The 25,677-nt window shown below is 64.3% G+C and carries 23 protein-coding genes and 1 tRNA gene; 4 read left to right on the top strand and 20 right to left on the bottom strand.

Translation table 11 applies throughout. The features are described from left to right. Positions 1-11: 11 nt before the first annotated feature. The 13 genes from ACQR1L_RS29310 to ACQR1L_RS29250 form a co-directional block, all read right to left on the bottom strand. A complete protein-coding gene (locus ACQR1L_RS29310) occupies positions 12-977 on the bottom strand; it encodes a phosphotransferase family protein (protein WP_434861400.1) in 966 nt (321 codons plus the stop codon). After that, positions 974-2,260, bottom strand: a complete 1,287-nt coding sequence (locus ACQR1L_RS29305) for a Zn-dependent hydrolase (RefSeq protein ID WP_434861399.1) — start codon at positions 2,258-2,260, stop codon at positions 974-976. The genes ACQR1L_RS29310 and ACQR1L_RS29305 overlap by 4 nt, the downstream gene beginning before the upstream one ends. After that, on the bottom strand, positions 2,253-3,014 hold the full coding sequence (locus tag ACQR1L_RS29300) for a DeoR/GlpR family DNA-binding transcription regulator (RefSeq protein ID WP_434861398.1): 762 nt from the start codon (positions 3,012-3,014) through the stop codon (positions 2,253-2,255). Before ACQR1L_RS29300 ends, ACQR1L_RS29305 begins: the two co-directional genes overlap by 8 nt. After that, a complete protein-coding gene (locus ACQR1L_RS29295; protein WP_434861397.1) occupies positions 3,011-4,834 on the bottom strand; it encodes a dipeptide ABC transporter ATP-binding protein in 1,824 nt (607 codons plus the stop codon). Before ACQR1L_RS29295 ends, ACQR1L_RS29300 begins: the two co-directional genes overlap by 4 nt. Beyond that, positions 4,834-5,742 (bottom strand): ABC transporter permease, encoded by a 909-nt coding sequence (locus ACQR1L_RS29290; RefSeq protein ID WP_434861396.1) that lies wholly within the window; start codon positions 5,740-5,742, stop codon positions 4,834-4,836. The genes ACQR1L_RS29295 and ACQR1L_RS29290 overlap by 1 nt, the downstream gene beginning before the upstream one ends. 24 nt (positions 5,743-5,766) lie before the next feature. Beyond that, positions 5,767-6,747: an ABC transporter permease gene (locus ACQR1L_RS29285; RefSeq protein WP_434861395.1), complete on the bottom strand. Its 981-nt coding sequence runs from the start codon at positions 6,745-6,747 to the stop codon at positions 5,767-5,769. A gap of 62 nt (positions 6,748-6,809) precedes the next feature. Next, complete coding sequence (locus ACQR1L_RS29280; protein WP_434861394.1) at positions 6,810-8,390, bottom strand: ABC transporter substrate-binding protein; 1,581 nt, start codon at positions 8,388-8,390, stop codon at positions 6,810-6,812. A 643-nt stretch (positions 8,391-9,033) separates the two neighbouring features. Beyond that, positions 9,034-10,497 carry an amidase gene (locus ACQR1L_RS29275; RefSeq protein WP_434861393.1) on the bottom strand — a complete coding sequence of 488 codons (1,464 nt, stop codon included), beginning with the start codon at positions 10,495-10,497 and terminating at the stop codon, positions 9,034-9,036. Between the two features lie 5 nt (positions 10,498-10,502). After that, positions 10,503-11,510, bottom strand: coding sequence for a branched-chain amino acid ABC transporter permease (locus ACQR1L_RS29270; RefSeq protein ID WP_434861392.1), 1,008 nt, complete (start codon positions 11,508-11,510; stop codon positions 10,503-10,505). Between the two features lie 4 nt (positions 11,511-11,514). Then, entirely contained in the window at positions 11,515-12,381 is an 867-nt protein-coding gene (locus ACQR1L_RS29265; protein WP_434861391.1) for a branched-chain amino acid ABC transporter permease, read from the bottom strand. A gap of 7 nt (positions 12,382-12,388) precedes the next feature. Beyond that, entirely contained in the window at positions 12,389-13,087 is a 699-nt protein-coding gene (locus tag ACQR1L_RS29260; RefSeq protein WP_434861390.1) for an ABC transporter ATP-binding protein, read from the bottom strand. After that, positions 13,074-13,805 carry an ABC transporter ATP-binding protein gene (locus ACQR1L_RS29255; protein WP_434861389.1) on the bottom strand — a complete coding sequence of 244 codons (732 nt, stop codon included), beginning with the start codon at positions 13,803-13,805 and terminating at the stop codon, positions 13,074-13,076. Before ACQR1L_RS29255 ends, ACQR1L_RS29260 begins: the two co-directional genes overlap by 14 nt. A gap of 35 nt (positions 13,806-13,840) precedes the next feature. Next, entirely contained in the window at positions 13,841-15,163 is a 1,323-nt protein-coding gene (locus ACQR1L_RS29250; protein WP_434861388.1) for an ABC transporter substrate-binding protein, read from the bottom strand. An 806-nt stretch (positions 15,164-15,969) separates the two neighbouring features. On the opposite strand from ACQR1L_RS29250, the gene ACQR1L_RS29245 reads away from it, so the two are divergent. Then, positions 15,970-16,938 (top strand): helix-turn-helix domain-containing protein, encoded by a 969-nt coding sequence (locus ACQR1L_RS29245; protein WP_434861387.1) that lies wholly within the window; start codon positions 15,970-15,972, stop codon positions 16,936-16,938. A 98-nt stretch (positions 16,939-17,036) separates the two neighbouring features. Here ACQR1L_RS29245 and ACQR1L_RS29240 read toward each other — a convergent pair. From ACQR1L_RS29240 to ACQR1L_RS29210, 7 genes are all read right to left on the bottom strand, one after another. Beyond that, positions 17,037-17,112 (bottom strand) — tRNA-Lys (locus ACQR1L_RS29240). 176 nt (positions 17,113-17,288) lie between these two features. Continuing rightward, positions 17,289-17,876 (bottom strand): Spy/CpxP family protein refolding chaperone, encoded by a 588-nt coding sequence (locus ACQR1L_RS29235; RefSeq protein WP_434861386.1) that lies wholly within the window; start codon positions 17,874-17,876, stop codon positions 17,289-17,291. Positions 17,877-18,025: 149 nt separating this feature from the next. After that, positions 18,026-19,351: a TRAP transporter large permease gene (locus ACQR1L_RS29230; RefSeq protein ID WP_434861385.1), complete on the bottom strand. Its 1,326-nt coding sequence runs from the start codon at positions 19,349-19,351 to the stop codon at positions 18,026-18,028. Continuing rightward, a complete protein-coding gene (locus ACQR1L_RS29225; protein WP_434861384.1) occupies positions 19,348-19,914 on the bottom strand; it encodes a TRAP transporter small permease in 567 nt (188 codons plus the stop codon). The genes ACQR1L_RS29230 and ACQR1L_RS29225 overlap by 4 nt, the downstream gene beginning before the upstream one ends. A 111-nt stretch (positions 19,915-20,025) precedes the next feature. Then, positions 20,026-21,045, bottom strand: a complete 1,020-nt coding sequence (locus tag ACQR1L_RS29220) for a TRAP transporter substrate-binding protein (RefSeq protein ID WP_434861383.1) — start codon at positions 21,043-21,045, stop codon at positions 20,026-20,028. A gap of 453 nt (positions 21,046-21,498) precedes the next feature. Further along, a complete protein-coding gene (locus ACQR1L_RS29215; RefSeq protein ID WP_434861382.1) occupies positions 21,499-23,076 on the bottom strand; it encodes a 2-isopropylmalate synthase in 1,578 nt (525 codons plus the stop codon). A 126-nt stretch (positions 23,077-23,202) separates the two neighbouring features. Further along, the gene (locus tag ACQR1L_RS29210; RefSeq protein WP_434861381.1) at positions 23,203-23,328 is read right to left on the bottom strand and encodes a hypothetical protein; all 126 of its coding nucleotides are present in this window, start codon (positions 23,326-23,328) and stop codon (positions 23,203-23,205) included. 949 nt (positions 23,329-24,277) lie between these two features. On the opposite strand from ACQR1L_RS29210, the gene ACQR1L_RS29205 reads away from it, so the two are divergent. The 3 genes from ACQR1L_RS29205 (at position 24,278) to ACQR1L_RS29195 (ending at position 25,636) form a co-directional block, all read left to right on the top strand. After that, complete coding sequence (locus ACQR1L_RS29205; protein WP_434861380.1) at positions 24,278-25,012, top strand: alpha/beta fold hydrolase; 735 nt, start codon at positions 24,278-24,280, stop codon at positions 25,010-25,012. An 88-nt stretch (positions 25,013-25,100) separates the two neighbouring features. Beyond that, entirely contained in the window at positions 25,101-25,340 is a 240-nt protein-coding gene (locus ACQR1L_RS29200) for a CopG family ribbon-helix-helix protein (protein ID WP_434861379.1), read from the top strand. Between the two features lie 2 nt (positions 25,341-25,342). Then, complete coding sequence (locus ACQR1L_RS29195; protein WP_434861378.1) at positions 25,343-25,636, top strand: type II toxin-antitoxin system RelE/ParE family toxin; 294 nt, start codon at positions 25,343-25,345, stop codon at positions 25,634-25,636. The last annotated feature ends 41 nt before the right edge of the window (positions 25,637-25,677 follow it).

Raw genomic sequence — 25,677 nt, 5'->3', positions numbered from 1 at the left:
GACCACGTCCCCTAGATCGTGCGCAGGAACTCTTCGAAGCCCGGTCTGCCGAGCAACATGCGGCAGCGCAGGAAGCGCCACGCGGCATATTTGAGGAACTCGACGCCTTGCAATGGCGAGCGAGAGGCCAGCAGCAGGCTGCGCAGCGCCCAGTAGAAATCGTCCGCAGCGGCATAGAGCCGGCAGCGACTGAAGGCGCTGTCAGTGAAGCGCCCGTCATGCATTTCGAGCAGCGGCTTCATCTGGCTCTCGAACTGATACAGCTCGTTCATCTGGACACCGAGCTGATAGTAGGGATCGATGTCGCCGGCCATGTCGAAATCGACCAGCACCATCTCGCCATTGGGGCCGAGCATCAGGTTGGAGGAATGCGGATCGCCGTGCGCCGGCTGGCGGTCGACGCCCGCGGCATCGATCGCCTCGGCCATCTTGCTCATCCATCCCCTCATCCAGTCGATGTCTCCCGGCAGGGGGACATCGGCCGCCGGCAGCAACGACCAGATGGCGGAGATGCCGTCGAAAACGGACCAGGGCCTTCCGAATGGCGCGCTCGCCGCGATCGTCTTCTGCATGGCGACGAGACGCGCGGCTTTCTCGGGGGCGATGAGGTCGTCGATCTTCGCTACCTTCCAGCCCGCCCCCAGGCGCGCCAGCAGCAGACTGCCGCTCGCGGCATCGGCCGCGATCACGGCCGGAGCCAGCCCGAGGCTAGCCACGTGCCGGGCTGCGGCCGCAGCGATAGCGCTGTCGACCAGCTCGGCGACCTCGGCTGCACCGAGGCGGAGAAACAGAGTCATCTCCGTCCCGTCGCGCGCGACGTCAAAGCTCGTCGATTCCACGGCCTGGTAGGACGGCGACGCCACCGGAAACACGGCCGCGGCGTAGCCGAGCCGGCCGGCATCCGCAGGCAGCAGAGCGGCAAGAGCGCGTTCGGCGCGAAGCTCATCGGCAGTTTCGGCCTGGCCGATCCGTTTCATGCGTCAGCCTCCGATGCGATGCTCTTCAGGCCGTCACGCGCGATCGCGTAAAGCATGTCCGCGAGAATCTGCGTGCTCACGGCATGATCCTCCGGACTGGTGTATTCGGTGGGATGGTGGATGACGCCGTCCTTCGAGCGGACAGCCATCACGATCGACGGGCAGACCGTGGACATCGCCACAGCGTCATGGCCGCCGATCGTATCGAGATGACGGGCCGTCTCGCCGCGCTGCGCCGCCACGCGCTCGGCGAGCGCGATCAGCCCCGGCGCAAAGCCGCCGGCGCGGCGCCGGTCGATGGAGCGAACCTCGTAGCCGACGGCAGCCCTTTGCGCTGCGACCTCGATCCGGGCCTTCATCTTCTCCTCAGCCTCGGCGAGCACGTCCGGCGAGCCGGAGCGCAGCTCGATGAACAGCACGGCTTCAGCGGGCACGGTGTTCGGCGAGTTCGGATGAACCTCGAGCCGGCCGACCGAGGTGTGAAGGTCGAGGCCGTGATCGTTCGCCAGTTGCCTGAGATCCGCCATCAGATAGGCAGCCGCGAGCAAGGCGTCCTTGCGCTGCGCCATCGGCGTCGGCCCGGTGTGGGCCTGCTCGCCCAGGAAGGCCAAGCGGTACTTGGTCGCGCCCCAGAAGCGCGTGAACACTCCGAACCTTTCGTGGGCGCCGAACAGCTTGTCATCGCCCTCGATATGCAGCTCGATCAGCGCATCCGGACGTTCGACCTTGGCCGTGCCGGCATAGCCGATCTCCGCGAGAGACTGACGGACCGTCATGCCATCGCCGTCCGCCCGGTCGAGCGCCCAGTCGAGTGCGATCGCGCCGGCGAAGACGCTACTGCCAAGCAGGCTCGGCTGGAAGCGAGCCCCCTCCTCGTTGGTCCAATTCACGACCTGAAAGTTGCAGGCGGCGAGCCGGCCCTCCGCCTCCATGCGCTCGGCGACAGCCAGCACGGCTTCGCAGGCCGAGACGACCCCGAGCGCGCCGTCGAATCGTCCGCCGTTCGGCTGGCTGTCGAGATGAGAGCCGACCATGACCGTCGGCGCATTGCCGCCGGCGAGCGGCAACTTTCCGAACTGATTGCCGATCGGATCGATCTGCTGCTCGAACCCGTGATCTTTGAACCACGATGAAAGCCAGTCGCGCGCCTGCCCGTCGATCTTCGACAGTGTGAGCCGTGTCATCGCCCCGTTCGGCTTGCCGCCGAACGTCGAGACCTGCTCCATCATGGCCTTCAGGCGCGACGGATTGATCGGAGCATTGGGAAGATGAGCGTCAGGCATAGATCACGTCCACTTTCAATTGACGGAACTGGTCTGCGAACTCCGCGGCGAGAGGCGCGGCGGTGATGACGGCATCGAGGTCACCAAGTCCGAATGTGTGGATCGACCCGAGCCGTCCGAACTTGGAGCTGTCCGCGACGATGACCGACCGCTTGGCCTGGGCACGCGCGGCACGACGCATGATGGCTTCGTCCTCGCCGTAGTCCATGAAGCCGCGCTGGGCGTGAACGGCACTGATGGCGATGATCGCGAGATCGAAAAAATGTTCCTTGATGGCGGCAACGGCCTCGGGACCGAAGGTCGCCTGGTAGACCGGCTGGAGCCGGCCGCCCAGCACGCGCACGTTCGCCGATCCCTGATAGAAGAAGTGCGACGCGACCGCGAGCGAGTTGGTGACGATGGTGAGGTCCTTGCGCGCCTCGATGGATTTGAGGCAGGCGAGCGCCGTCGTTCCCTCGTCGACGAAGATCTTCATGCCGTCCTTGACCAGGGCGCCGGCCGCCTCGCCGATCCGCATCTTCTCGCGGCCGCCGACGCGCAGACGTTCGGCGAAGGGCTGATCGCTTTCCTGGCTTTCGAGCACGGCCCCGCCATAGACGCGGCGGGCGAAGCCTTGCGTTTCGAGCTCCCGCAGATCGCGGCGGATCGACTCGTGGCTGACCTTGAGCTGATCGACCAGATCCTTGACGTGAACGCGCTGCTTCTGCCGCAGCATGGCCCTGATCAATTCGAGCCGGCTCTCGGTGAAGCTCATGGCGAGGCCCTCTCGGCCGGCGGCATCGGCCGGGCGACGAGATGACAGGCGGCGAAGTCCTGCTCATCGCGCACGGTCAGGAACGGCTGCTCGCCGTGGCAGATCTCCATCGCGCGTGGGCAGCGTGACTTGAAGCTGCAGCCGGCGGGAATCGAGAGCGGGCTCGGCGGCTCGCCCTCCAGCAGGCAGTCCTCGGGCTTGTAGCGCTTGTCTTCGAGCGTCGGCATCGCGCTCAGCAGCGCCATCGTGTAGGGATGGCCCGGATCGAAAAACAGACGCTGATTGTCGGCAAGCTCGAACACCTCCCCGAGATACATCACCGCGACGCGGTTGCAGACCTTCCGGACCATGGCCAGATCGTGGGAGATGAAGATGTAGGTCAGGTTGTATTCCTTCTGCAACGCCTGAAACAGGTCGAGCAGCTTGAACTGCTCCGCCTGATCGAGCGCCGACAGCGTCTCATCCATGATCAGGATGGTGGGCTCGAGCACCAGCGCGCGCGCCACGTTGACGCGCTGGCGCTGGCCGGCGCTGAGGCCGAGCGGCAGTTTGTTGTACAATTCGGCAGCGAGGCCAACCTCCGACATCACCTTCAGCACGCGCGCCCGCAGCTTCTCCTTGTCGCACCAGCCATGCGTGCGCAGCGGCTCCTCCAGCATGCGGCCGATCGAGGTTCGCGGCGGCAGCGATCCGAACGGATCCTGCAGCACGAGCTGAAGCCTGGCGCGGAACGCCAGCAGCTCGCGTCCGCGCAGGGTCGCGATGTCCTTGCCTTCGCACAGGATCTGTCCCGCGCTCGGCAGTTCGAGCCGCGACAGCAGCCGCATCAAGGTCGACTTGCCGCATCCGGACTCGCCGACGATGGCAAAGCTGTCGCCACGCCGGACATCGAAGGTCACGTTGCGGACGGCGCGGACGAGATTGACGCCGCCGAGGCCGCTGCGCTTCTTGACCCGGTAGGTCTGTGACGCATCGCGCAGGCTGAGCACGACTTCGCGTTCAGCCGGAAGCGCCGGCACGACGCCGGTGTCGCGCCAGATCTTCGGCGTCTGCGCCACCAGCTCGCGGGTATAGGGGTGGATCGGGCTTTCGACGAGCGACTCGGTCGCCTGCTCCTCCACGATGCGACCGCGATCGATCACGAGGGTGCGCGAACTCGCCTCGCGCACCATCGGAAGCGAGGACGAGATGAACAGCACCGCGGTGTCGAACTGATCGGTGAGCTCCTTGATCAAGCGGATCACCTGCGCCGCCACGGTGACATCGAGCGGCTGGGTCACGTTGTCCGCGATCAGCACGGCCGGGTTGGTGACGAGGGCGTCGACGATCAGAGCGCGCTGCATCATCCCGCCGGAGAACTGCGAAGGATAATCGTGAAACCTGCTTCGCGCCGAGGGAATGCGGACCGCATCCAACAGCTCGACGACGCGATCCTCAGCCTGCCGGCGCGACACATCAGGCATGACCGCGCGCATCTTCTCGACGATCTGGGCGCCCACGGGCAGCGTCGGATCGAGCGCCCCCATCGGATTGGCCCCGACATAGGACACGCGCTGGCGCAGCGCGCGCATGTCCGTCTCCTTCATCGCGTAGATGTCGCGTCCCTCGAACAGCACCGTGCCGGAACGCCGCATCAGCGGCGATTCGAGCCAGTTGACCGCGGCCCGCGACAGCACCGTCTTGCCGGACGCGCTGGCGCCCACCACGCCCACGATCTCCTTCGGGGCCAACGATAAAGAGACGTCGTCGAGAATGACTTTCGCGGATTCGGACCGGCCGAGCGCAACCGTCATGTTGCGCAGTTCAAGCAGCGCCGCCATCACTCACCTCCGGCGTGAACGGTGTCGCGCGCCCGTTCGAGGGCCGCGCCCATCAGGTTGATGCTGGTCAGGGTCAGACCGAGGAACAGTCCCGGCATGGTCGCGATCCACCAGGCGTTGAGCAGGTACTTGCGACCGTCGGCAATGATGTTGCCGAAGGTCGGCGTCGGCGGCTGGACGCCGAGGCCGAGGAAGCCGAGCGTCGATTCGAAGATCATCATGCGCGCCACGTCCAGCACCGAGGAGAACAGCACCGCCGGCAGCAGCAGCGGCAACAGCAGCGTGACGATGATGCGCAGATCGGTCGATCCTCCGATCTTCGCCGCCCGGACGAACTCGCGCTGGCGTTCGGTCATGACCACGCTGCGCATCATGCGCGCATAGACCGGCCAGTTCGACATGCCGAGCACGAGAACGATGGCGGGAATGGTCGGCCGCGACACGCCGAGCACGGCGATAGCCAGGATGATCATGGGGATCGAGAGCTGAGCATCGGTGAGGCGCATGATGACGGCATCGGTGCGTCCACCGAAATAGCCGGCGACCGTGCCGAGAGCGCAGCCGACGATCAGCATGACGATCACCGAGGCCATGCCGATCAGGAAGGAGTAGCGCAGCCCGACCAGGGACCGGACCAGCATGTCGCGGCCGATCTGGTCGGTGCCGAGCGGGTGAACCCAGCTCCAGTTCGTTCCGGTGAACAGCGGCGGCAGAAGCCGCGCCTTGACGTCCATCTTGGTGGGATCGATGCCGCTCAGTTCGGGATACAGAGCCGTCGCAAGCAACAGTGCCAGGAAGATCGCGGCCCCGACCCGAAACCCGGGCGACGCCACGGCTCTGTCGAACACGCGCCGCGCGAGCGAGCGGGACGCCAGAGGCGTCGACGAATGGGAAGATGTGATGGACATGATCGACATCGGAAGCCTTCGGGCTCAGTAGTCCAGCCGGGGGTCGATCGTCGTCGCGACGAGATCGACAATGATGTTGATCACGACGAAGATGGCGCTCGTCACGATCGCGATGCCCTGGATCAGAGGGAAGTCACGCTGCAGCACGGCGTTGATGGTGAGCAGGCCGAGCCCTGGATAATCGAAGATGTATTCGACGATGATCACGCCGCCGAGCAGGCTTGAGAACTGGATGCCGAGCAGGTTCAGCAGCGGGACCGACGCGTTTCGCATCACGTGGTTGGCGATGATGCGGGTCCGGCCAAGGCCGCGCACGCGCCCGACCGAGACATACGGCTCCGTCATCTGCGACGACACCGCGCCGACCAGCGTGCGGATCAGCACCGGCGACATCTCGACCGCCAGCACGACGGCCGGCAGAATGGTGTAGGCGAAGCCGTTGTAGCCGATGGCCGGCAGCCAGCCGAGCTTCACCGACAGCAGCAGCGTCAGAACGATGCCCAGCCAAAAATTAGGCAGCGAGATGAAGACCGACGAGACGTAGAAGGCGAGCTTGTCGGGCCATCCGCCGGGGTTGAGCCCGCCGGCGATGCCGACGAGCGCGGAGAACAGCAACGCGATCGCCAGCGTCACCGCGGCGAGCTGAAGCGTCATCGGCAGCGCCTCCAGGATCAGCGTGAGCACCTTGGCGCGCTCGCCGCGCGTGCTGTCGTTGAAGTTCGCACCGCCGGTCGCAGCCCCGTTGGCCGGACGCACGAAGGACTGCCCCAGGTCTCCCTGCAACACGGATCCCATGTAGCGGCCGAACTGCACGATGATCGGATCGCGCAGCCCCATGTCCTTGGCGATCTTCTCGATCAGTGCCTCCGGCGCCATGCCTCCGGCCATGAGCCGCACGGGATCGCCGGGAACGACGCGCAGCAGCGTGAAGATCAGCAGCGACACGAGGCCGATGATGACCACGCCCTGCGCGAGGCGACGGATCAGGAAATTCAACGTGAACATTCGCGAACCTCATCGGAGGGAGCGGGAGCCGCACCTCGCATCGAGGTGCGGCTCGGATCGTGTCAGGCGGCGCTCTTCGACGCGTCCATCGAGCCGTCGGGATAGATGAACAGCCCGGCATAGTCCTTCTGCATCGCGTGGATCATCACCGACGTGAACAGCGACAGCGCCGGCATCTTCGAGGCGATGAGCGGCATCGTCTCGGTCTGCAGGATCTTCTTGCGCTCTTCGAGAGTCGGCGCGCTGCGCTCCTTGTCGAGCGAGGCGTCGATCGCGGGATCCTCGATGCCGCAGATGCGATGCGACGTCGAATGGAAGTGCGTGCGCAGAATCAGATCAGGCTCCGGCGAACCGGTCGACCAGCCGCAGTCGACCATGTGGCCGGGGCCGCCGCCGGGACGGTGATACAGCCGCTCGTTCCACGCCGCAGGCTCCAGCACGGTCAGGCTGACATTGAAACCCTGCTCGTTGAGCATCGCAGTGAGGACCTCGCCGTACTCCTTGGTCTTCGGATAGAAGCCGACCGAGGTGATGTATTCGAGCGGTGGCAGCCCCTTGCCCTTGGGAAAGCCGGCCTCCGCGAGCAGCGCTTGGCACTTCGCAGGGTCGAACTTCGGATAGTTCGGCAGGTCGAAATAGCCGAACTTCACCGGCGAAATGAAGTTGGACGAGGCGTGCCCCGCGCTGCCGAGAACCTCGAGGATCATATCGCGATTGATGGCATGGCAGGCGGCCAGCCGGATGCGCGGATCGTTGAACGGCGGCTTCGAGCAGCGGAACCAGAGATACTTGTTCTCGACCGAGACGACGCGATTGATGTGGATGGCGGGATTGGCCTTGACGGTATCGACCTGCTCGGGCTCGAGCCGCTCCACGATGGAGGCCTGGCCGTTCATCAGCGACAGCATGCGGGTCGTGGAATCGCCGACGAAGTTGAAGTTGATTCCGGCGATCGCCGGCTTGCCCTTGAAGTAGCTCTCGTTGGCCACCATCACGGTCGAGTTGCCGCGCTGCTCCACGAACTTGAACGGGCCCGTGCCGTTGAGGCGCTGCGACAGCACGCCGCCGGGGCCGGCAGCGATGTCCTTGGCCGACATCATCGGCAGGAACGCCGCGAGGAACATGAACAGATGAGCGGGATAGCCGCCCTTCGACGTGTCGACGATCACGGTGTAGTCGTCGGGCGTATCGATCTTCAGCGTTTCGGTCGGTCCGGGGTACCATTGCGCCGGACGGTCCGCGCGTGACCCATACTCGAAGGTTGCCTTGACGTCCTCGGCCTTGAAGGGCTTGCTGTCATGGAAGACGACACCCTCGCGCAGCTTGATCTGGAGCTTGTTGGGATCGAGCAGCTTGATGTCGGTCGCGAGTTCGTAGACGACCTCATCGGGCTTATCGAGCTTCATCGGCGTGCGCGTCAGGAAGCCCATGACGAAGCCCTCGATGTTCTTCTGCGAGAGCGTGGTGTGGGCCGTCGGGTCCCAATTGCCGGTGATGTTCTCCGCCGAGAGAAACGTCATCGTCTTTCCGGCCTGAGCGAACGCTTTTGAAATAACGAAATCCGGATTGATCTGCATGTAGCCCGCCGCAGCGGCGGCCGCGGCACCTTGCATGAAGTGACGGCGGCTAAATTCTGAAGGCATCGACATTCCCCTATCTTGCGGAACGAAACTCCAACCGGCCAAAACGGTCATGCAGAGGTCGTGCCAGCGCTGGAGTTGCGCATTTTCAATAAGATAGGATATGCGCTCTATTGTGGGTTTTGACCGATTTGTGGGCGTATGGCGTCCAATCGGGCATGCTCCGCCCCTTTGGCGATCACCAGAGCCTCCGCAGACACGCCGAGGTGGCAGATCGAACGATGGTGCCTCGGACGGAGAGTGATCGCTCTTACCATCGTCGCGATCGTCAGCCTGCAGATGGAGGGTGGCGCCAGCAGGGAGTGGCGCCGGCGCTCATCCCGTCGTGATCATCGGGACGCACGAACGCGCTGCGAGCGCAGCTTGCCACTCAAGACGAGTGTCGCCCTCGGCCCCCCGTTCAGGATTCGTCGATCACGGCACGATGAGGATTGTGGAGCCCCGTTTCGTCTCCTCGCCCCATGCTGGTTGCGCCTGTATGGGTGGCGCGCCTTGCGGCGCGACGTCCATGTCAGCGTGAGGCATGGCCTGACCCGGATCAGCCGCCGGCGCTCAACGCCGACGCCTGCGGCGACATCACCATTCCCTGGGGAACACGCGGGACAGGACGGCCAGCGCGAATGGCCATCGGCGTGGCTCTTGCCGATCAGATGGCGAGCGGGCGAGCGAAGCCGCCCAATGCCTGCTCCACGAGCTGGGCGAACCGCAGCGTGGTGCGATCGCCGAGATACGGTCCGACCACCTGCACACCGGCAGGAACGCTCCCGACCCTGCGGCCCGTCGGAATGGCGGTGGCCGGCAGATTGGCGACCGTGACCAGACCGGGCCAGGCCAGATTGTCCATGTACGGAATCGTGCCGCCGTTCGCGGCGAGGCGCCGTGTGAATTGCGCGGCGAGATCGAGCCGTTCGATGTCATGCGGGAACGCCACCGTGGGCGTGATCGGGCATAGCAGCACGTCGTAGTCGGCAAAGAAGCTGCGCCATGCGCGATAGAGCTGATGCCGCGCTTCCGTGGCGGCGAAATGCTCCGGAAGCGACTGGCGCACCGCGTCGGCGACACGGCGCGCATAGCTGCCGCTCGCGGCCGTGTCACCAGCGGCGAGCAACTGCTCGCGCGCGGGCGGCGGCAACCCGGCGCCGATGATCCCGAACAGGGTTTGGATATAAACATCGTGGCTTGCGGCGGGATCGATCGGAGGCCGCGCCTGCCTGTTCACGTTGACGCCGAGGCGCGTGAGATCATCGACCAGCCCCTCGATCGCGGCCGCATAGGCATCCTCGAGCGGATAGGCGTCAGTCCAGACGGCCACCCGGAACGACCGGAGATCGTCGTGCCGCGCGGCCGGCAATTGCAGCCTGGCGCCGGTACCATCGATATCGGACCGGCCGCGGACCACGTCGAACAGCAATTCGAGATCGAACGCACTTCGTGCCAAGGGGCCCGCGACGCCCAGCTCTACAGAGGCGACGTGGCCGGGCGGCGGCGGAATGTGCCCTTCGGTGCTGACGAGACCGTGGCTCGGCTTGTGGCCATAGACGCCGCAGAAATGGGCGGGCACGCGGATCGAGCCGCCGATATCGCTGCCGAATTCGAGCGAGGTCAAACAGGCCGCGAGCGCCGCGGCGGAGCCGCCGGAGGAGCCGCCGACGGTCCGCTCACCATCGAACGGATTGCGCGTCAGGCCGAACAGCGTGTTGCAGGATTGGTGGTCGGCAGCTCCCGCCGGCAGGTTGGTCTTGCCGAAGATCACCGCACCGGCGGCGCGGATTTTTGCGACCGCGACCGCGTCCTCGCGCGGCCGATAGTCGCGTAGCTCCTCCAGGCCGCAGGTCGCAGCCATGCCCGCGACAGCGAAGGAATCCTTGATGGTCATCGGCAAACCATGCAGCGGATGAGCCTTCTCTCCTCGTGCCAGCCCTTCGTCGGCGGCGCGAGCCTGCCGGCGAGCGCCCTCTTCATCGAGCGCGACCACGGCATTGCAGGACGGGTTGACGCGCTTGATCCGATCAAGATGCAGCTCGAGCAATTCGAGGGCACTGATGCGGCGCGCGAGGAGCAACGCGCGCTGCTCGGTGGCGGTCAGGAAACAAGTCTCGTCAGCAGACATGCCAATCATCCCAATTGTCCGGCGTTTCGGGCCAGTGGCGGAAGGTCAGGTGCGGTCGGCGCCCTCCGCCCGACGCCGAGAAGCTTGAGGCCGAAGCGGTCGCGCAGCGGCGGCCACAGGCCTCGCGGGGACCAGAGCATGACGATCACGCCGACGGTGCCCAAAGCGACCAGATACCAGCCGGCGGAATAGCCGAGCTGGCCGGTGATCAGCTCACGCAGGCCGAAGAAGATCACCGTGCCGATGATCGGGCCTTCGAGCGTGCCGATACCGCCGATCATCACGATGAACATCATGTAGACGACCCAGTTCACGTCGAAGGCCGCGGCCGGCGAGACATAGAGGTTGCCGAGAAACGACACCGCCCCGGCAAGCCCGCAGCCGGCTGCGGACAGCACGAAAACAATGAAGCGGTTACGCTGGACGTCGACGCCGACACTCATGGCGGCCAGATCGTTGTCGCGCACGCTCATAAGACCGAGACCGAAGCCGGACCTCATCAGGAGGAAAAGGCCGCCGATCGTCCCCAGCGCCAGCGCAGCCGCAATCCAGAACAGCCCCGGCTCGAACCAATCGAGGTCGAGCAGGCGGCTCGACTTCAGCGGCAGCCCCGCGGTTCCCCCGAGCCACATGGCTTTCATCACCAGCGCGGCGACAATCTCGGAGAAGACCCACATCGCGATCGAGAAATAGGCTTCACGCAGCCGGAACAGCGGCAGCGCGATGACGGAAGCGACGATGGCGCAGGCAAGCGGCGCGATCGGCAGAACCCAATACGGCGACAGACCGAGCGTGTCGGAGATCAGGAACAGTCCATAGGCCCCGATTCCGACAAACACCTGATGACCGAAGGAGACGAGACCGGCATAGCCCGCGAGCAGATTCCACATCTGCGCCATCGCCAGGATCAGGAGGCACTCGGTCACAAACCGCAGCGCGCCCTCGCCGAGAAGCCACGGCCCGGCCGCGAGCAGCGCGGCTATGACGGCAAAGCTGATCGCAATCGTCTTCATGGGATCAGACTCTGCTCGCCACCAGACCCGCAGGACGGATCAGGAGCATCACGAAGAAAAGCAGATGCGCATAGAGCAGGCCCGCATTCGGATCCCATTTCAGGCCGGCGAGTTGCGCCATCCCAAGCACGATCCCTCCGAGCAACGCGCCCCAGAACGAGCCGATGCCGCCGAGCACCACGACCTCGAAGGCAATCAGCAGACGCTCCACGCCTGAAAACGGCGTGAAGCTCGAGCGCACCGCCAGCAGCACCCCTCCGATCGCGCCAAGCGCCAGCGACAGGCCCATCACGTAGTTGTAGACCAGGTCCGGCTTGACGCCGAACAGGCGCACGATGTCGCGACGGTCGGCGGTCGCCCGGACGATGCGGCCGAAGACCGTGCGCTTGAGCACCCATTGCAGTACCAGGAACAACAACACCGCCGCGATCAGTGTCAGCAGCGGCATGACCCCGACGCTCAATCCGAACACGCTGATGCTGGCACGCGAAAGCGCGCCGAGCTGAAGGCTCCTGACGTCGGCACCGAACACCTCGACCATCAGGTTGCGCAACACGATGGAGACGCCGAAGGTCAGCAGCAGCGGTGCGAGTGGATCCGGCGCCCGAGCCACCCGATTCATGATCGCGGCCTGATAGAGGAAGCCGACGCCGAAGGCCGCCATGATGACCGGGATCAACACCAGCAACGGGTGCACCTGGGGAAACAGGCCGACCAGCATGACGGCGAGATAGGCGGCCAGCACCATGAACTCGCCATGCCCGATGTTGACCAGCCGCATCACGCCAAAGACGAGCGCAAGTCCGATGCCGAGCAGGCCGTAGAGACCGCCCAGCAGGGCTCCGTTCACCAGCGTCTCGATCCACGCCATGTCCCGCTCACATCCCGAAATAGGCTTGCGTCAATTCAGCAACGCTCACATCGCCGGCCCTCGCGGTCAGCGACACGCGTCCCTTCAACAGGCAGTAGATGCGATCGCTGGCGCTGCTCGCGCGCTTGACGTCCTGCTCGACCAGCACCAGCGCCGTTCCTTCCTTGCGGATGTCACCGAAGGCGCCATAGATCTGCTCGACCATCACCGGGGCGAGGCCGAGCGAGATCTCGTCGCAGAGCAGCAGGCGCGGGTTGCACATCAGTGCGCGGCCGATCGCGACCATCTGCTGTTGCCCGCCCGAAAGCTGGCGTGGCAGATGGTTGCGCCGCTGCTCGAGGACCGGAAACAGGTCGAACACGCGCCGCAGCGTCCATGAGCCCGAGCGCCGGCTCACCTGCCCCATCAGGAGATTTTCCTCGACCGTCAAGGTATCAAACAGCATGCGCCCCTCGGGCACCATGCCGAGACCGAGACGCGCGATGTGCTCCGCCGGCATGTCCTGGATATTGCGGCCGTCGAACCGAACCTCGCCCTGCCTGCTGTCGATCAGGCCGACGAGCGCGCGCAGGAACGTGGTCTTGCCGGCGCCGTTGGCGCCGACGAGCGCAACCGCCTCGCGCTCGGCCACGGAAAACGCGAGCCCGAAGATCGCCTGAAGGTCGCCATGAAAGACATCGAGGCCTTCGACTTCAAGCAACGTCATCGGCCGTCAATCCCATGTAGATCTCCTTGACCGTGCGGCTTTCCATCACCTCGCGCGGCGGCCCCTCGAGGACCTTGCGGCCGAAATTCAGGACCAGGATACGATCGGCGACCGCCCGCAGGGCATGTGGAATATGCTCGATCCAGATCATGGCATGATCGGCCTTCACGCCCGCGATGATCTCGATCAGCCGCTCGACCTCGGGCTCGGTCAGACCCGCCGCGATCTCGTCGAGCAGGATCAAGCGCGGCCTCGAGGCGAGCGCCTTGGCGAATTCGAGACGCTTGCGGTCGATCAATGGAAGGGCGCCGGCGATGTGATCCGCCTTGCCGCCGAGCGATGTGCGGCGAAGGACGTCCATCGCCCAGTCGGTTGCCGCCATGCCATGCAGACCGCCGCCGTAAGTCGCCGCCACGAGAACGTTTTCAAAGACCGTCAAGTGCGGGAACGGCTGCGGAATCTGAAAGGCCCTGCCAATACCGAAGCGGACCCGCCGGTGAGCGGGAAGGCCGCTGATCTCCCGACCGTCCAGGCTGATTGAGCCGGCATCGGGCCTGATCAATCCAACAATCAGGTTCAACAGCGAGCTCTTCCCGGCGCCATTCGGTCCGATCACGCCTAGACATTCGCCAAGAGCGAGTTCGACATCGAGGTCATCGGCAACCCGGATGACCCCGAAATTCTTGCAGAGACCTGCAATGCGCAGCACTTCGACCATTGGATTGTCCGTCCGCGCCGATCCGCCGTGGCCGTTCAAACCAGCTTCGACAGCAGGGCGAGATCGGCCTGCTTCGGGATGAACGGAGCGGTGCCGTTGTGCACGATCAGAAGTTCGTAGGGCGACTTGCCACCCTTGCTCTTTCGCCACTGCCCGCCGGACAGCGAGGTCACCGCGACGTTCTTGATCGGGCTGTTCTTGAACTTGACCGGGCCGACCACCGTTTCGAGATCGAGGCCGGCAACGGCATCGCGCAGCGCATTCCTATCCTTCGGATCGCTGTTGCGAAGCGCCGCGAAGCCGACCTCCCACAAGGCGTGGGCATAGCCGATCGGCTGGGTCCATTGCCTTCCGGTCGCCTTCTCCCATTCGGCTGCGAGTTCGGCCGCGGACTGGCCGGTGAGGGAGGACTTGAACGGATAGGCCGGCGTCCACCAGACTTCCGTCGACATGCCGTCGCCGCGATCCCCGAGCGCGTTGACCGCGCTCGGGAACAGGAAGGCGGCCGCGACCGTGCAGATCTGTGGCTTGAAGCCGGCCTGCGCGGCCTGATTCCACAGCGTCACCCAATGATTGCCGTAGGTGAAGCCCGAAACGATCTCCGCGCCTGCATTCTTGAACGTCGAGACCTGATTGGAAAAATCGTCGGTCGCGATCTGGAAGCTTCCCGTCGAGATCTCTTGGAAGCCGGCTTGCTTGATGCCGGCTGGCAGGCCGAGTTGCTGATCCGAGAATGCGGTGCCAGCCGGATTGTCGATGTAGAGCGTTCCCACCTTCTTGTTGGTCTCGACCGACTGCCACATGCCCACGAAATTCTTGACGACGTCATCGGCGCCCCAGAAAAAATGGAACGTATAGGGAAAGCCCTTGTCCGGCGTCGATTTGCGCGGAAACATCCAGCCTTGCCAGGGCAGCATGGTCGAGATCGTCGGCACACCGCGCGCATCGGCCAATTCGCCGATCGGGATCTGCGCATCGCCGTCCTCGACCAGGATGAGGTCGCATTTCTCACGAAGCACGAGCTCGCTTGCGACGACCGCTGAGCGGTTGGGATCGGACTGATTGTCCTTGATCACGAATTCAACGGCGTAGGTCTTGCCACCGATCTTCAGGCCATCCTTGACGAGATTTTTCATCCGCTCGTGGATCCAGGGGTCCGGCTCCGCAAAGGCGGCGCGCACACCCGACAGGCATCCGCACCAGCCTATCTTGATGGTGGTGGAGGCCGCCCCCGCGATATTGACCAGCGGCACGTTGCCCGCCGCAGCGAGGCCCGCCGTTCCCGCAGCCCTCAGTAGGCTCCGCCGGCTGATCTTCCCGCTCCCGACCTTCGCTGTGAACTTGCTGGTCCCGCTCACGACATCCCTCCTGCAAATCATCGGTTGATCGAACACCGGCCCATGGTCACGCGGCCGGCCGCGTCACTTCCCACCCCGGTTGCGAAGAACGCTTGCTTCGCGCGTCGCTTGGTCACGGTCGGGCCGCTCGATTGATGAGCCGTCGCCGGGCGACGTCAGCCCGATCGCCGTTCGACGGCAAAGCCGGCTCCGCCGGGTGTCGTTCTGCAACCGGTCGAGATGATCTGTCCTGCGACACAGCTTGCCTGCTCGGACGCGCAACGCTCGAAGGCTGACGGATGGAGATGCACATCCGTTGCTCATGCATTTGCCGGCTCGCGAACGCCTGGAGATGAGCGGGGCGAAGCATCTCCTTCTGCAATGGACAGTGACGGAGAACGATCCACAGCTTGCTCCAACACGCCTCCGGCTCATCGGCCTCGCCTGAACCAGAGCACGGCGGCCGTCGAGACGCTTGGCCCGCAGCGCCACCTTTTGGACTCAGGCCGCCAATTGTTGCTGTTCGGCCAGCCGCAATCGCGGCGGAAACGCTGGCCGCCAATCCAGCGCCAGCCTTCGTGCGACGACGTGCTTGCTTTCACCGGCATGCCGCAGCGCAGCAGGCGACCTACCCCGCAACGAACGGACCGCGTGTTTCCTGGTTATCGTCGTGCCGCACAATCCAGTGCCCATCGACGTTAGAAAATCGTCATTGCCAGTAAAGGTCCTGGGAAGCCAAACTCCTCGCGGACAGACGAGGAAACTGCCGGCGCCGGCTTATTGGCAAGACCGCCTCGACGTGAAAGCTTTGCCCGTTGGAGAAACTGATGCTTAGACTCGCAAGCACCAGCGCCGTGACGCCAAAGGACGGCTTTGAACACTGGCACCAGGTGACTTGCCGCGACTATTCGCTGACAGAATGTCGCCGCCCGATCTCGGACCGCCACTTCTCGGCGCAGATCTCCACGCGGCAATTCGGCGATTTGGTTCTCAGTGAAACGTCGTCTTCGACGCCCGCGGACAATTTGATCCGTATCACGCGGGGAGCGGACGAAATCCGCAAGGACCCGCGCGATCATTTCACGACACTCCTCATCGTCCGAGGAGAGGCCGCCTTCGTACAAGACGACCGTGAGGCGCGAATGCGCCCCGGTGACCTGATCGTATATGACCAGTCCAAGCCGTTCGCCCTTCAGTTCGGTCAAGATTCGAGTTCGATCGTTCTGACGTGTCCGAGACCATTGCTGACCGCTCGTCTCCCGGAGATGCATCGCTTGACTGCCCGGCGGATCGACGGCCAATCCAGATTCGCGACGCTCGCCGGCTCGGTCGTGTGTCAGTTGCTCGGGCTTGAGAGCGTTGCGCGATACGACGTCATCCGCCGCTTGAGCATGTCGGCTGTGGACATTCTAGCTGCGACGCTCGAGGCCGAGCTGACTGACCTGGAGTCGCTGGATCTCGAGCGCGGCCGACGCCTGGATCAAGTGAAACGCTTCATCGTCGACAACCTTCATGATTGCGAGCTCGATATCGATACCATCGCTGCGAAGCAGAACATGGCCACACGCACCCTCAATCGATTGTTTGCGGCCGAAGGGACAACTCCATCTCGCTGGCTCTGGCAGCAGCGTCTTGCGGCCAGCTACAATGCACTCGCCGAGGGGCGCGTCAGAAGCGTCACCGACGCCGCGATGAGCTTCGGCTTCAGCGACCTGTCCCATTTCAGCCGAGCTTTCAAAAAGGCTTTTGGTCGGTCCCCGCACAGCCTGCTGCGATGCCGGAGGACTCCGCGGTAGCCGCGCATCACGCGCCCCCCAAAACCGGTTTCCGGAAGCGTCGTGAAGGAGATTGTCGCAACGACTCCGGTCGATCCGGCCTGAGTCCTGGAAAGGCTTGGTGGGCGCACTAGGGCTCGAACCTAGGACCCGCTGATTAAGAGTCAGCTGCTCTACCAACTGAGCTATGCGCCCGGAGCTTGCGTCCGGAGAAAGCCTTCGCAAGAGCCGGTCGTTTAGCAAAGCGATTCCGGGATGTCCAGCGATCCCTGACGATTTTTCGGCGTTTTCGATGCAGAAAAACCGCCGGCTGGCGGCGGTTTTCCCCAAGCGAAATTCCAAGCGACATCAGACGGATCGTTAACCGATCGTCAGAGCCGCCCGGAGTCGCGGTCGTCGTCCGACCAGCCCATGCGGCCCGGGCCGAATCGATGCTCGCCGAAGCGCGGACCGTCGCCCTCGCCGCGCTCCATCCAGCGGTGGTGGCGCGGGCCGTCCGGTCCCATCATGCGGCCCATCGGGCGCGTCAGCATCGACAGCCGGCGCTTCTGGCCTTCATCGAGGGTCCTGTAGAGCGGGTCGGCGGCGTCGGCGATCTTCTTCATCGCATCGGCCGTCACAGCCATGGTGTCGGCCCGCTCGCGCAGCCGGGCTACGGGATCGACGTCCCTGTCCTGGGCGTCGTCGGCGGCCTTCATCCGCGCATTGGCGCGGTCGAAGCGCAGCTTGGCGAGATCGCGCACCGCGCTCTCGACCGGCGGCCACAGCTTCTCCTGGTCCGCGTTCAGTTTCAGGCCGGCATGGACCGCAGCGATTCGCGCATCGAGCATCGCAACGCGATCCTCCGGGTTCATGCGCGCGTGGTGCATGTGGTCGTGAAACCAGCCGCGCTGGGCGTAGACCGCGGTCGAACCGGCAATGGCGAGCACGGCGACAGCGGCAATCGTGAACCTTCTCATGCCAACCTCCTTGGAAAGCCGGGCCAGCATGAGCCGGCCGTTCCGGGCATTCAACTTACAGTTTGGACAGAGTGTACGACCTTACGAAGATGTAATTACTTCAAATACCTCCCTGTTTTTGCAATTCGGTTTCAATTGATTGCTGCGCCTCAAAGCATTCCCAGCATCCGCGGCAACCACAGCGAGATTTCCGGCACGTAGGTGACGAGCGCGAGGAAGCCGAGCATCGTCAGCAGCCACGGCATTACGGCGATCGTGAGCTCGGTAATGCCCATCTTGGCGATCCCGGAGGCGACATAGAGGTTCAGCCCGACAGGCGGATGGCACATGCCGACCTCCATGTTGACCACCATCAGGATGCCGAGATGCACCGGATGGATGCCGAGCTTGACCGCCACCGGAAACAGGATCGGCGCCATGATCAGCACGATCGAGGTCGCCTCCATGACGTTACCCGCGAGCAGCAAGAGGATGTTCACGACGAGCAGGAATACGATCCAGTTGACGCCGGCCGCCGCCATCCAGTTGGCGATCTGCTGCGGGATGTTCTCGTTCGCCATCAGGAACGAGAACAGCACGGCGTTGGTGATGATGTAGAGGATCATCGCGCTCATGTTTGCGGAGCCGAGCAGCACCTTCGGCACGTCTTTCAGTGACATGTCGCGATACACGAACACGGCGATGACAAAGGCGTAAACGGCGCTGACGGCGGCGGCTTCGGTCGGCGTGAACTTGCCGGTGTAGATGCCGCCGAGCACGATCACGATCAGCAACAGGCCCCAGATGCATTTGCGGAACGCGGTGAACCGCTCGGCCCAGCTCGCGCGCGGCAACCGCGGATAATCGTTCTTCCAGGCGCGGTAGAAGGTGGTGAAGCCGAGCAGGCTTGCGAGCATCAATCCCGGAATCACGCCGGCGATGAAGAGCTGGCCGACCGAGGCCGACGACACGCGATGACCGGCCGGATCGAGCGCGATGCTGCCGCCGGTCGCCACCGCATATACGACCATGACGATCGATGGCGGGATCAGGATTCCCAGCGCGCCCGACGTGGTGATCACGCCGGCGCCGAAGCGCTTTGGAAAGCCCTGCTTGACCATCGCCGGCAGCATGATCGAGCCGATCGCGATCACGGTCGCCGGCGACGAGCCGGACACCGCGGCGAACAGCGCGCAGGCCATCACACCGGCAAGCCCGAGGCCGCCATACCAGTGCCCGACCATCGAGGTCGCGAAGTTGATCATCCGTCGCGCGACGCCGCCATGGGTCAGGAAGTTGCCGGCGAGAATGAAGAACGGGATCGCCATGATCTCGAAATTGTCGATGCCCGTGAACAGCTTCAGCGCGACGGATTCCGTCGGCACGTTCGTCATGAAGAAGACGAATGAGAGCACGGTGAGGCCGAGCGCGATCGAGATCGGCATGCCCGTCAGCATCAGGAAGATGAGCAGGCTGAAGATCAGGAGGCTGCTCATCGCATGGCCTCCACGCCCGCGGCATCGACGCCCTCGACATAGGCATGGTCATGATGCGGCAGCTCGTCGTGGCGGAGATAGTGCCAGGCGACCTGCAGGAAGCGGAAGCACATCAAATAGGAGCCGAGCGGGATGCAGAGATAGACCAGCCAGCTCGGGATCTCCATGTCCGGCGTCACCTGGTCGGTCATCGACAGGCCATAGACGAACTTGGCGCCCATGGTGCCGATGATCGCGGTGAACAGCGCTCCGCACAACAGGCCGAACAGGATGGTCACCTTGCGCAGCGACGGCCGGAGCATGTTCACCACGACGTCGACGCCCACATGGATGCCGGTGCGCACGCCGTAGGCGGCGCCGAACTTGGCCATCCACACGAACATGTAGATGCAGAGCTCCTGCGCCCAGGACAGGTCGATCGGGAACAGGATCGGATAGAGGAAGGGCACGCCGACGAGATAGCGGTGCAGCACGGCCACGAAGATGATCGAGGTCGCAGCCGCGATCAGGAATGCGATCAGGATTTCCTCGAGCCGATCGAGGATGCGCAACAGGAAGCTCAAGTCCCCTACCCCCACAATCAGGTCATGCGCGGCGCTTGGATACGCCGTCTGTTGTTCTGCATCGCGACGATGCGCGGGCCACCCGCCCGCGCATCAAGCGTCTCATCCGTGTCAGTTGGTCGTGCCGCGGGTCTCCTTCAGAAACTCGTCGATCAGCGGCTGGCCGACGCGGCCTGCGACATCCTTGTAGACCGGCTGCATCGCCTTGCGCATCGCCTCGTCCTGCGCAGGCGTCAGCTTCACCAGCTCGGACTTGCCGGACTTGCGGATCTCCTCCAGCGCGTCGTCATTCTCCTTGGCCGACTGGCTGTTGCCGTAGGCCGTGGCTTCCTTCATCGCCTTGTCGCAGGCGGCGCGGATATCCGGCGGCAGGCCGTCCCAGAACTTCTTGTTCACGACCACGACGTAGCCGATGTAGCCGTGATTGGTGAGCGTGATGTACTTCTGCACCTCGTGCATCTTCTGCGTATAGATGTTCGAGGGCGTATTCTCCTGGCCGTCGACGACCCCGGTCTGCAGCGCCTGGTAGACTTCGGAGAAGGCCATCACCTGCGGGATGGCGCCGAGCGTGCGGAACTGCGCGTCCAGCACCTTCGACGACTGGATGCGGAACTTCAGGCCCTTGTAGTCGGCGGGATCGACCAGCTTCTTGTTGGCGCTCATCTGCTTGAAGCCGTTGTCCCAGTAGGCCAAGCCGATCATTCCCTTCGGCTCCAGCAGCTTCAGGAGCTTGGCGCCGAGCGGGCCGTCGGTGACCTTCCGCAAGGTGGCGAGGTCCGGCAGGATGTAGGGCAGATCGAACACCTCGAATTCCTTGATGCCGATCGGGCCGAACTTCGAGTTCGACGGGGCCAGCATTTGCACGGCGCCGAGCTGCAGCGCCTCGAGCTCTTCCTTGTCCTTGTAAAGCTGCGAGTTCGGGTAGACTTCGACCTTGACCTTGCCGTCGGTGTACTTCTCGGCGAGTTCCTTGAACTTGTCGGCGGCGAGGCCCTTCGGCGTGTTCGAGGCCACGACGTGGCTGAACTTGATCACGATCGGATTGTCGGCGGCCAGCGCCGGGCCGGCCAGCGCGAGCACCGCGAGCGAGGTGGCGGTGGCGATCAGATGGCGGAGTTTGAGCTGCTGCAAAATGTCCTCCCGAGATTCGGGGGGCATTGCAATGACGCCCCCGCTTTGTATGCCAAGCATAGTGTTAGCGGCTGCGGGCCGGGAATGCCATTGACCGTTAGCAGCACGGGCGGGATTCGCGTGCTGCGGCGCAGCAGCGAACGTCCACCTCCGCCGTCATTCCGGGGCGCGAGCAAAGCGAGCGAGCCCGGAATCCATAACCACGATCGGGGGTATGGATTCCGGGCTCGCGCTCCGCGCGCCCCGGAATGACGGAGTGAAACAAGTCCGAGCGGCGTTGCGATGAGAGGCTCGCCGCTTCCTGTTGGTCGTTTCGGGGCAGCCCGCAGGGCTGAACCTCAGATGCGCAATTGCGCATCGGAGAACCTCGATGTTGTCGGAGCTGGTGCAAACCAACTTCGAGATTCCGGGTTCAGCCGCTTTCGCGGCTGCCCCGGAATGACGACTCGTGATTCAGCTCGCAGCGGCCGCCGACGCGCCGTGCCCCTGCGCGACGTCGCGCTGGCGCTTCATCACCAGCTTGTTCAAGGCGCCGAGATAGGCCTTCGCCGACGCCACCAATGTGTCGGGATCAGCCGCACGCGCCGTCATCGAGCGGCCGTCCTGCGACAGCCGGACCGAGACCTCGGCCTGCGCGTCGGTGCCCTCGGTGACCGCGTGGACCTGGTACAGCTCCAGCTTGGCCTCGTGCGGCACCAGCGACTTGATGCAGTTGAAGACCGCGTCGACCGGGCCGTTGCCCTCGCTCTCCTCGATCTTGGTCACGCCGTCGATGTCGAGCTTCATGGTGGCGCGCTGCGGGCCGCGGGTGCCGGCGATGACCGACAACGACAGCAGCTTGATGCGGTCATGGGCGCTCACCATGCCCTCGTCGATCAGCGCCTCGATGTCCTCGTCGTAGATCTGCTTCTTGCGATCGGCCAAGGCCTTGAAGCGGACGAAGGCGTCCTCGACCTGGTTGCTCGACAGCTTGTGGCCCATCTCCTCCAGCTTGTGGATGAAGGCGTGGCGGCCGGAATGCTTGCCCATCACCAGCGAGGTCTGCTTCACGCCGACCGTCTCCGGCAGCATGATCTCGTAGGTCTGCGCGTTCTTCAGCATGCCGTCCTGGTGGATGCCGCTCTCATGCGCGAAGGCGTTCCTGCCGACGATCGCCTTGTTGTACTGCACCGGGAACGAGGTCGCCGCCGACACCACCTTCGAGGCATGGGTCAGCTGCGTGGTGTCGATCTTGTTCCAGAACGGCAGCTTGTCGTTGCGCACGCGCATCGCCATCACGACCTCTTCCAGGGCCGCGTTGCCGGCGCGCTCGCCGATGCCGTTGATGGTGCATTCGATCTGGCGGGCGCCGGCGCGCACGCCGGCCATCGAGTTGGCGACCGCCATGCCCAGATCATTGTGGCAATGGACGGAGAACACCGCCTTGTCGGAATTCGGCACCGTCTCGCGGACGCGCTTGAACAGGTCGTAATACTCTTCCGGCACGGCGTAGCCGACGGTGTCCGGAATGTTGATCGTGGTGGCGCCGGCCTTGATCGCGGCCTCGACACAGCGGCACAGGAAGTCGAACTCGGTGCGGGTGCCGTCCTCCGACGACCATTCGACGTCGTCGGTGTGGTTGCGCGCGCGCGTCACCGAGGAGACCACCAGCTCATAGACCTGCTGCGGGTCCATCTGCAGCTTGTACTTCATGTGCACCGGCGAGGTGGACAGGAAGGTGTGGATGCGGCCGCGCTTAGCGGGGCGGATCGCCTCGGCGCAGCGGTCGATATCCTTGGCGCCGGCGCGCGACAGGCCGCAGATCACCGCGTTCTTCGACCGCTTGGCGATCTCGTTGACGGCCTCGAAATCGCCGTCCGACGCAATCGGAAAACCGGCCTCGATGATGTCGACGCCCATGTCGTCCAGCATCGCCGCGATGTTGAGCTTCTCCTCGAACGTCATGGTGGCGCCGGGGCACTGCTCGCCGTCGCGCAGGGTGGTGTCGAAAATGACGACGCGGTCCTTGTCGGACTGAACGGTATTGGACATTGGCTATTCCTCGAAGTCTGAAGGTGGTGCGCTGTCTGTCAGGATCTCTGAACATCGGGCGCTGAAGGGTGTTTCGGTGTCGAAGCAGCCCCCTGAGTGCCCAGGCGCATCCCGCCCAGCCGGCCCTCAGGGGCAGCTAAGAAGCAGAAGCTCAAGCGCGCCGGTCAGGCCGCGAGGCGGCAGCGAGGCGAGCGCGATCGACCGGGCGTCTGCCCCGGCGATGGCCTCGATCTCTGCGCTGCGAATCAGCATTGCCAAACCCTTTGCGAAGACACGAAAATGGTGCGGCAAAACCATTGATGGAGTGTTGCCGAGGTGCCTTCGACGGTGCTTTTACCGGGAATAAGAGGGCCTCGCAACGCCGAATAAGGGTCAGGAGGGGTGACGTATTGGACCTTGCTGCCTCTGTCCCTTCCTCTCTCGCGCCAGGGCCCGCTTCCCTTGCGCAGGAGCCCGTGCCGCCGCCCGGTCCTCCGCCGTCATACCCCGCGAAAGCGGCGTATACAGTACGCCGCGGCCTCTCGGCTGACTCACGACCGCCTCTGGAATACTGGATCGTCCGCCTCCGCGGACGATGACAGCTGTAGGTGAAACACGCTCCCTCCACGGTCATTGCGAGCGAAGCGAAGCAATCCAGAGTCGCGCGTGTAGCCCTGGATTGCTTCGCTTCGCTCGCAATGACGGCGGTGTTTGGCGCACAAAGCCGCATCCGCACACACCTCTCCGCTCCCGCGACACCATCGTGCCCGGGCTGATCATCAGCATCGCCCCTCGCCAATCGAGGGTGCAGGGAAGGCCGAGTGTCTGCCGACACCCGCGGCCCCCGTGCGACAGAAAATGCACGGGGCAGGAACCACAGGTACGGCCAGAACCTCCCGGCCTTCCCTGCGCAATGGCTTTACGGCTTCCTTCGCGCTCTCCTCGGGGACCGGCTGATTGACCCCGTCACCACAGCCGCGCGTCAGCGCCGCTACGATTTGACCTCGGCACCGGGAGGCCAGGACCACACGACTTCGCCGTCCGCATGACGCCGGTCGTCCACCGGCGCCTCACGGCCATCGCTCCCCGCACTCCACGTATCGTGACGACGCGTACGCCCCTCTCCGATGAGGCGGGATGGCGTAGAGAAGCACGTTTTCTGAAAAAAGGAAAGAGAAAATTTCGCCGAATACGAAGATCGAGGGTGTGGTAGCATGATCTCATGACCAACCGCATCTTCGTCCACGGCGTGCCGGACACGCCTGCGATCTGGGGCTCGCTGATCACAACGCTCGGCGAGACCGTGGCAGTGCCCGGCCTTCCCGGCTTCGACGACGATGTGCCGCCGGGTTTCGCCTGCACCAAGGATGCCTACGCCGACTGGCTGGTCGCGCTGATGGAAGCACAGCATGCGGCGTTCGGGCCGCTCGATCTGGTCGGGCATGATTGGGGCGCGCTGCTGGTGCTGCGCGCGGCATCGCTGCGGCCCGAGCTGGTGCGTTCTTGGGCTGTCGCCGGTGGTGCGCTCGATCCGGACTATCGCGGCCATCGCATCGCGCGGATCTGGAACACGCCCGTGCTCGGCGAGATCTTCATGGCGGTGTCGTCGCAAGCTGCCATGGCACGGATGTTCCGGCAGAGCGGATTGCCATCCGAGCTGGCGGCGCGCGAAGCCGCGGCGTGGCAGGCGCCGATGCGCCGGGCGATCCTCGCGCTGTATCGCTCCGCCGACGGGCTGCGCTTCAAAGGCGACTGGATCGCGCGGCTCGACAAACTGCCGCGGCAGGGACTGGTGATTTCGGGCACGCAGGATTCGTTCGTGCCGCTCGACACGCTCAGCCGGTTCGCGCTAGCGCACGGCGCGCGATTGCATGTCGAGCAGGATGCGGGTCACTGGAGCATCGTCGAGCGGCCGCAGAGCATCGCGACGGCGCTGCGGGCGCATTGGGCGGAGTGAGCACCAGCTCCTTCGAAGACCGCACATAGAGGTGGTTGACGTTCCGCCTTCGTTCACCCACACTCGCCAGGAAACTCGAGGCAGATCCATGACCGCCTTCACTGTCCACGTGTCGGAAGCGACGGCTGCGAAGCTCGATGAGCTGGCGGAAAAGCTCGGCCAGCCACGCTCCGATGTTGCTGCGCGCGCGATCGAGGAATTAGTGGAGCGAGAAGCCTGGCAACTTGCCGAAATCGAAGCAGGGCTGGCCGAAGCTGAGCGCGGAGACTTCGCCAGTGACGCGGAAGTCGCGCATGTGATCGCCAAGTACGTGAAACCTGCCCGTTAGGGATGAGCCGGCGAAAGATTCGTTGGACCAGACGGGCGCTAAGTCGCCTCGATCAGATCGGCGCTTACATTGCCCAGGACAGTCCTGCCGCAGCAGCGCGTGTCGTCGCACTTATCGTTCTCGGCGTCGACTCCCTTGCCGAGCATCCCGCGAAGGGACGGCCAGGGCGGATCGCCGGCACCCGCGAACTCGTGATGACCGATCTTCCGTACATCGTTGCCTACCGCTTGACGCCAAGAAGTGTTGAGATCCTGGCGATCGTGCACGCAGCACAAAGATGGCCGGCCCGGCTCTAAAGCATTCACAGATGTGCCCGGTGTAGCAAAGGGCAAGCCGC

Origin of the sequence: Bradyrhizobium sp. HKCCYLR20261, assembly GCF_051168435.1 — a bacterium.
GTDB lineage: Bacteria > Pseudomonadota > Alphaproteobacteria > Rhizobiales > Xanthobacteraceae > Bradyrhizobium.
Note: the sequence above shows the minus strand (reverse complement) of the source record. Positions and strands in the feature narration are given on the sequence as shown.

What these genes read in the sequence shown, in the direction of transcription:
- ACQR1L_RS29310 (WP_434861400.1), bottom strand. Translation starts at nt 977, where the DNA reads ATGAAACGGATCGGCCAGGCCGAAACTGCCGATGAGCTTCGCGCCGAA.
- ACQR1L_RS29305 (WP_434861399.1), bottom strand. Translation starts at nt 2,260, where the DNA reads ATGCCTGACGCTCATCTTCCCAATGCTCCGATCAATCCGTCGCGCCTG.
- ACQR1L_RS29300 (WP_434861398.1), bottom strand. Translation starts at nt 3,014, where the DNA reads ATGAGCTTCACCGAGAGCCGGCTCGAATTGATCAGGGCCATGCTGCGG.
- ACQR1L_RS29295 (WP_434861397.1), bottom strand. Translation starts at nt 4,834, where the DNA reads ATGGCGGCGCTGCTTGAACTGCGCAACATGACGGTTGCGCTCGGCCGG.
- ACQR1L_RS29290 (WP_434861396.1), bottom strand. Translation starts at nt 5,742, where the DNA reads ATGTCCATCACATCTTCCCATTCGTCGACGCCTCTGGCGTCCCGCTCG.
- ACQR1L_RS29285 (WP_434861395.1), bottom strand. Translation starts at nt 6,747, where the DNA reads ATGTTCACGTTGAATTTCCTGATCCGTCGCCTCGCGCAGGGCGTGGTC.
- ACQR1L_RS29280 (WP_434861394.1), bottom strand. Translation starts at nt 8,390, where the DNA reads ATGCCTTCAGAATTTAGCCGCCGTCACTTCATGCAAGGTGCCGCGGCC.
- ACQR1L_RS29275 (WP_434861393.1), bottom strand. Translation starts at nt 10,497, where the DNA reads ATGTCTGCTGACGAGACTTGTTTCCTGACCGCCACCGAGCAGCGCGCG.
- ACQR1L_RS29270 (WP_434861392.1), bottom strand. Translation starts at nt 11,510, where the DNA reads ATGAAGACGATTGCGATCAGCTTTGCCGTCATAGCCGCGCTGCTCGCG.
- ACQR1L_RS29265 (WP_434861391.1), bottom strand. Translation starts at nt 12,381, where the DNA reads ATGGCGTGGATCGAGACGCTGGTGAACGGAGCCCTGCTGGGCGGTCTC.
- ACQR1L_RS29260 (WP_434861390.1), bottom strand. Translation starts at nt 13,087, where the DNA reads ATGACGTTGCTTGAAGTCGAAGGCCTCGATGTCTTTCATGGCGACCTT.
- ACQR1L_RS29255 (WP_434861389.1), bottom strand. Translation starts at nt 13,805, where the DNA reads ATGGTCGAAGTGCTGCGCATTGCAGGTCTCTGCAAGAATTTCGGGGTC.
- ACQR1L_RS29245 (WP_434861387.1), top strand. Translation starts at nt 15,970, where the DNA reads ATGCTTAGACTCGCAAGCACCAGCGCCGTGACGCCAAAGGACGGCTTT.
- ACQR1L_RS29235 (WP_434861386.1), bottom strand. Translation starts at nt 17,876, where the DNA reads ATGAGAAGGTTCACGATTGCCGCTGTCGCCGTGCTCGCCATTGCCGGT.
- ACQR1L_RS29230 (WP_434861385.1), bottom strand. Translation starts at nt 19,351, where the DNA reads ATGAGCAGCCTCCTGATCTTCAGCCTGCTCATCTTCCTGATGCTGACG.
- ACQR1L_RS29215 (WP_434861382.1), bottom strand. Translation starts at nt 23,076, where the DNA reads ATGTCCAATACCGTTCAGTCCGACAAGGACCGCGTCGTCATTTTCGAC.
- ACQR1L_RS29210 (WP_434861381.1), bottom strand. Translation starts at nt 23,328, where the DNA reads ATGCTGATTCGCAGCGCAGAGATCGAGGCCATCGCCGGGGCAGACGCC.
- ACQR1L_RS29205 (WP_434861380.1), top strand. Translation starts at nt 24,278, where the DNA reads ATGACCAACCGCATCTTCGTCCACGGCGTGCCGGACACGCCTGCGATC.
- ACQR1L_RS29200 (WP_434861379.1), top strand. Translation starts at nt 25,101, where the DNA reads ATGACCGCCTTCACTGTCCACGTGTCGGAAGCGACGGCTGCGAAGCTC.
- ACQR1L_RS29195 (WP_434861378.1), top strand. Translation starts at nt 25,343, where the DNA reads ATGAGCCGGCGAAAGATTCGTTGGACCAGACGGGCGCTAAGTCGCCTC.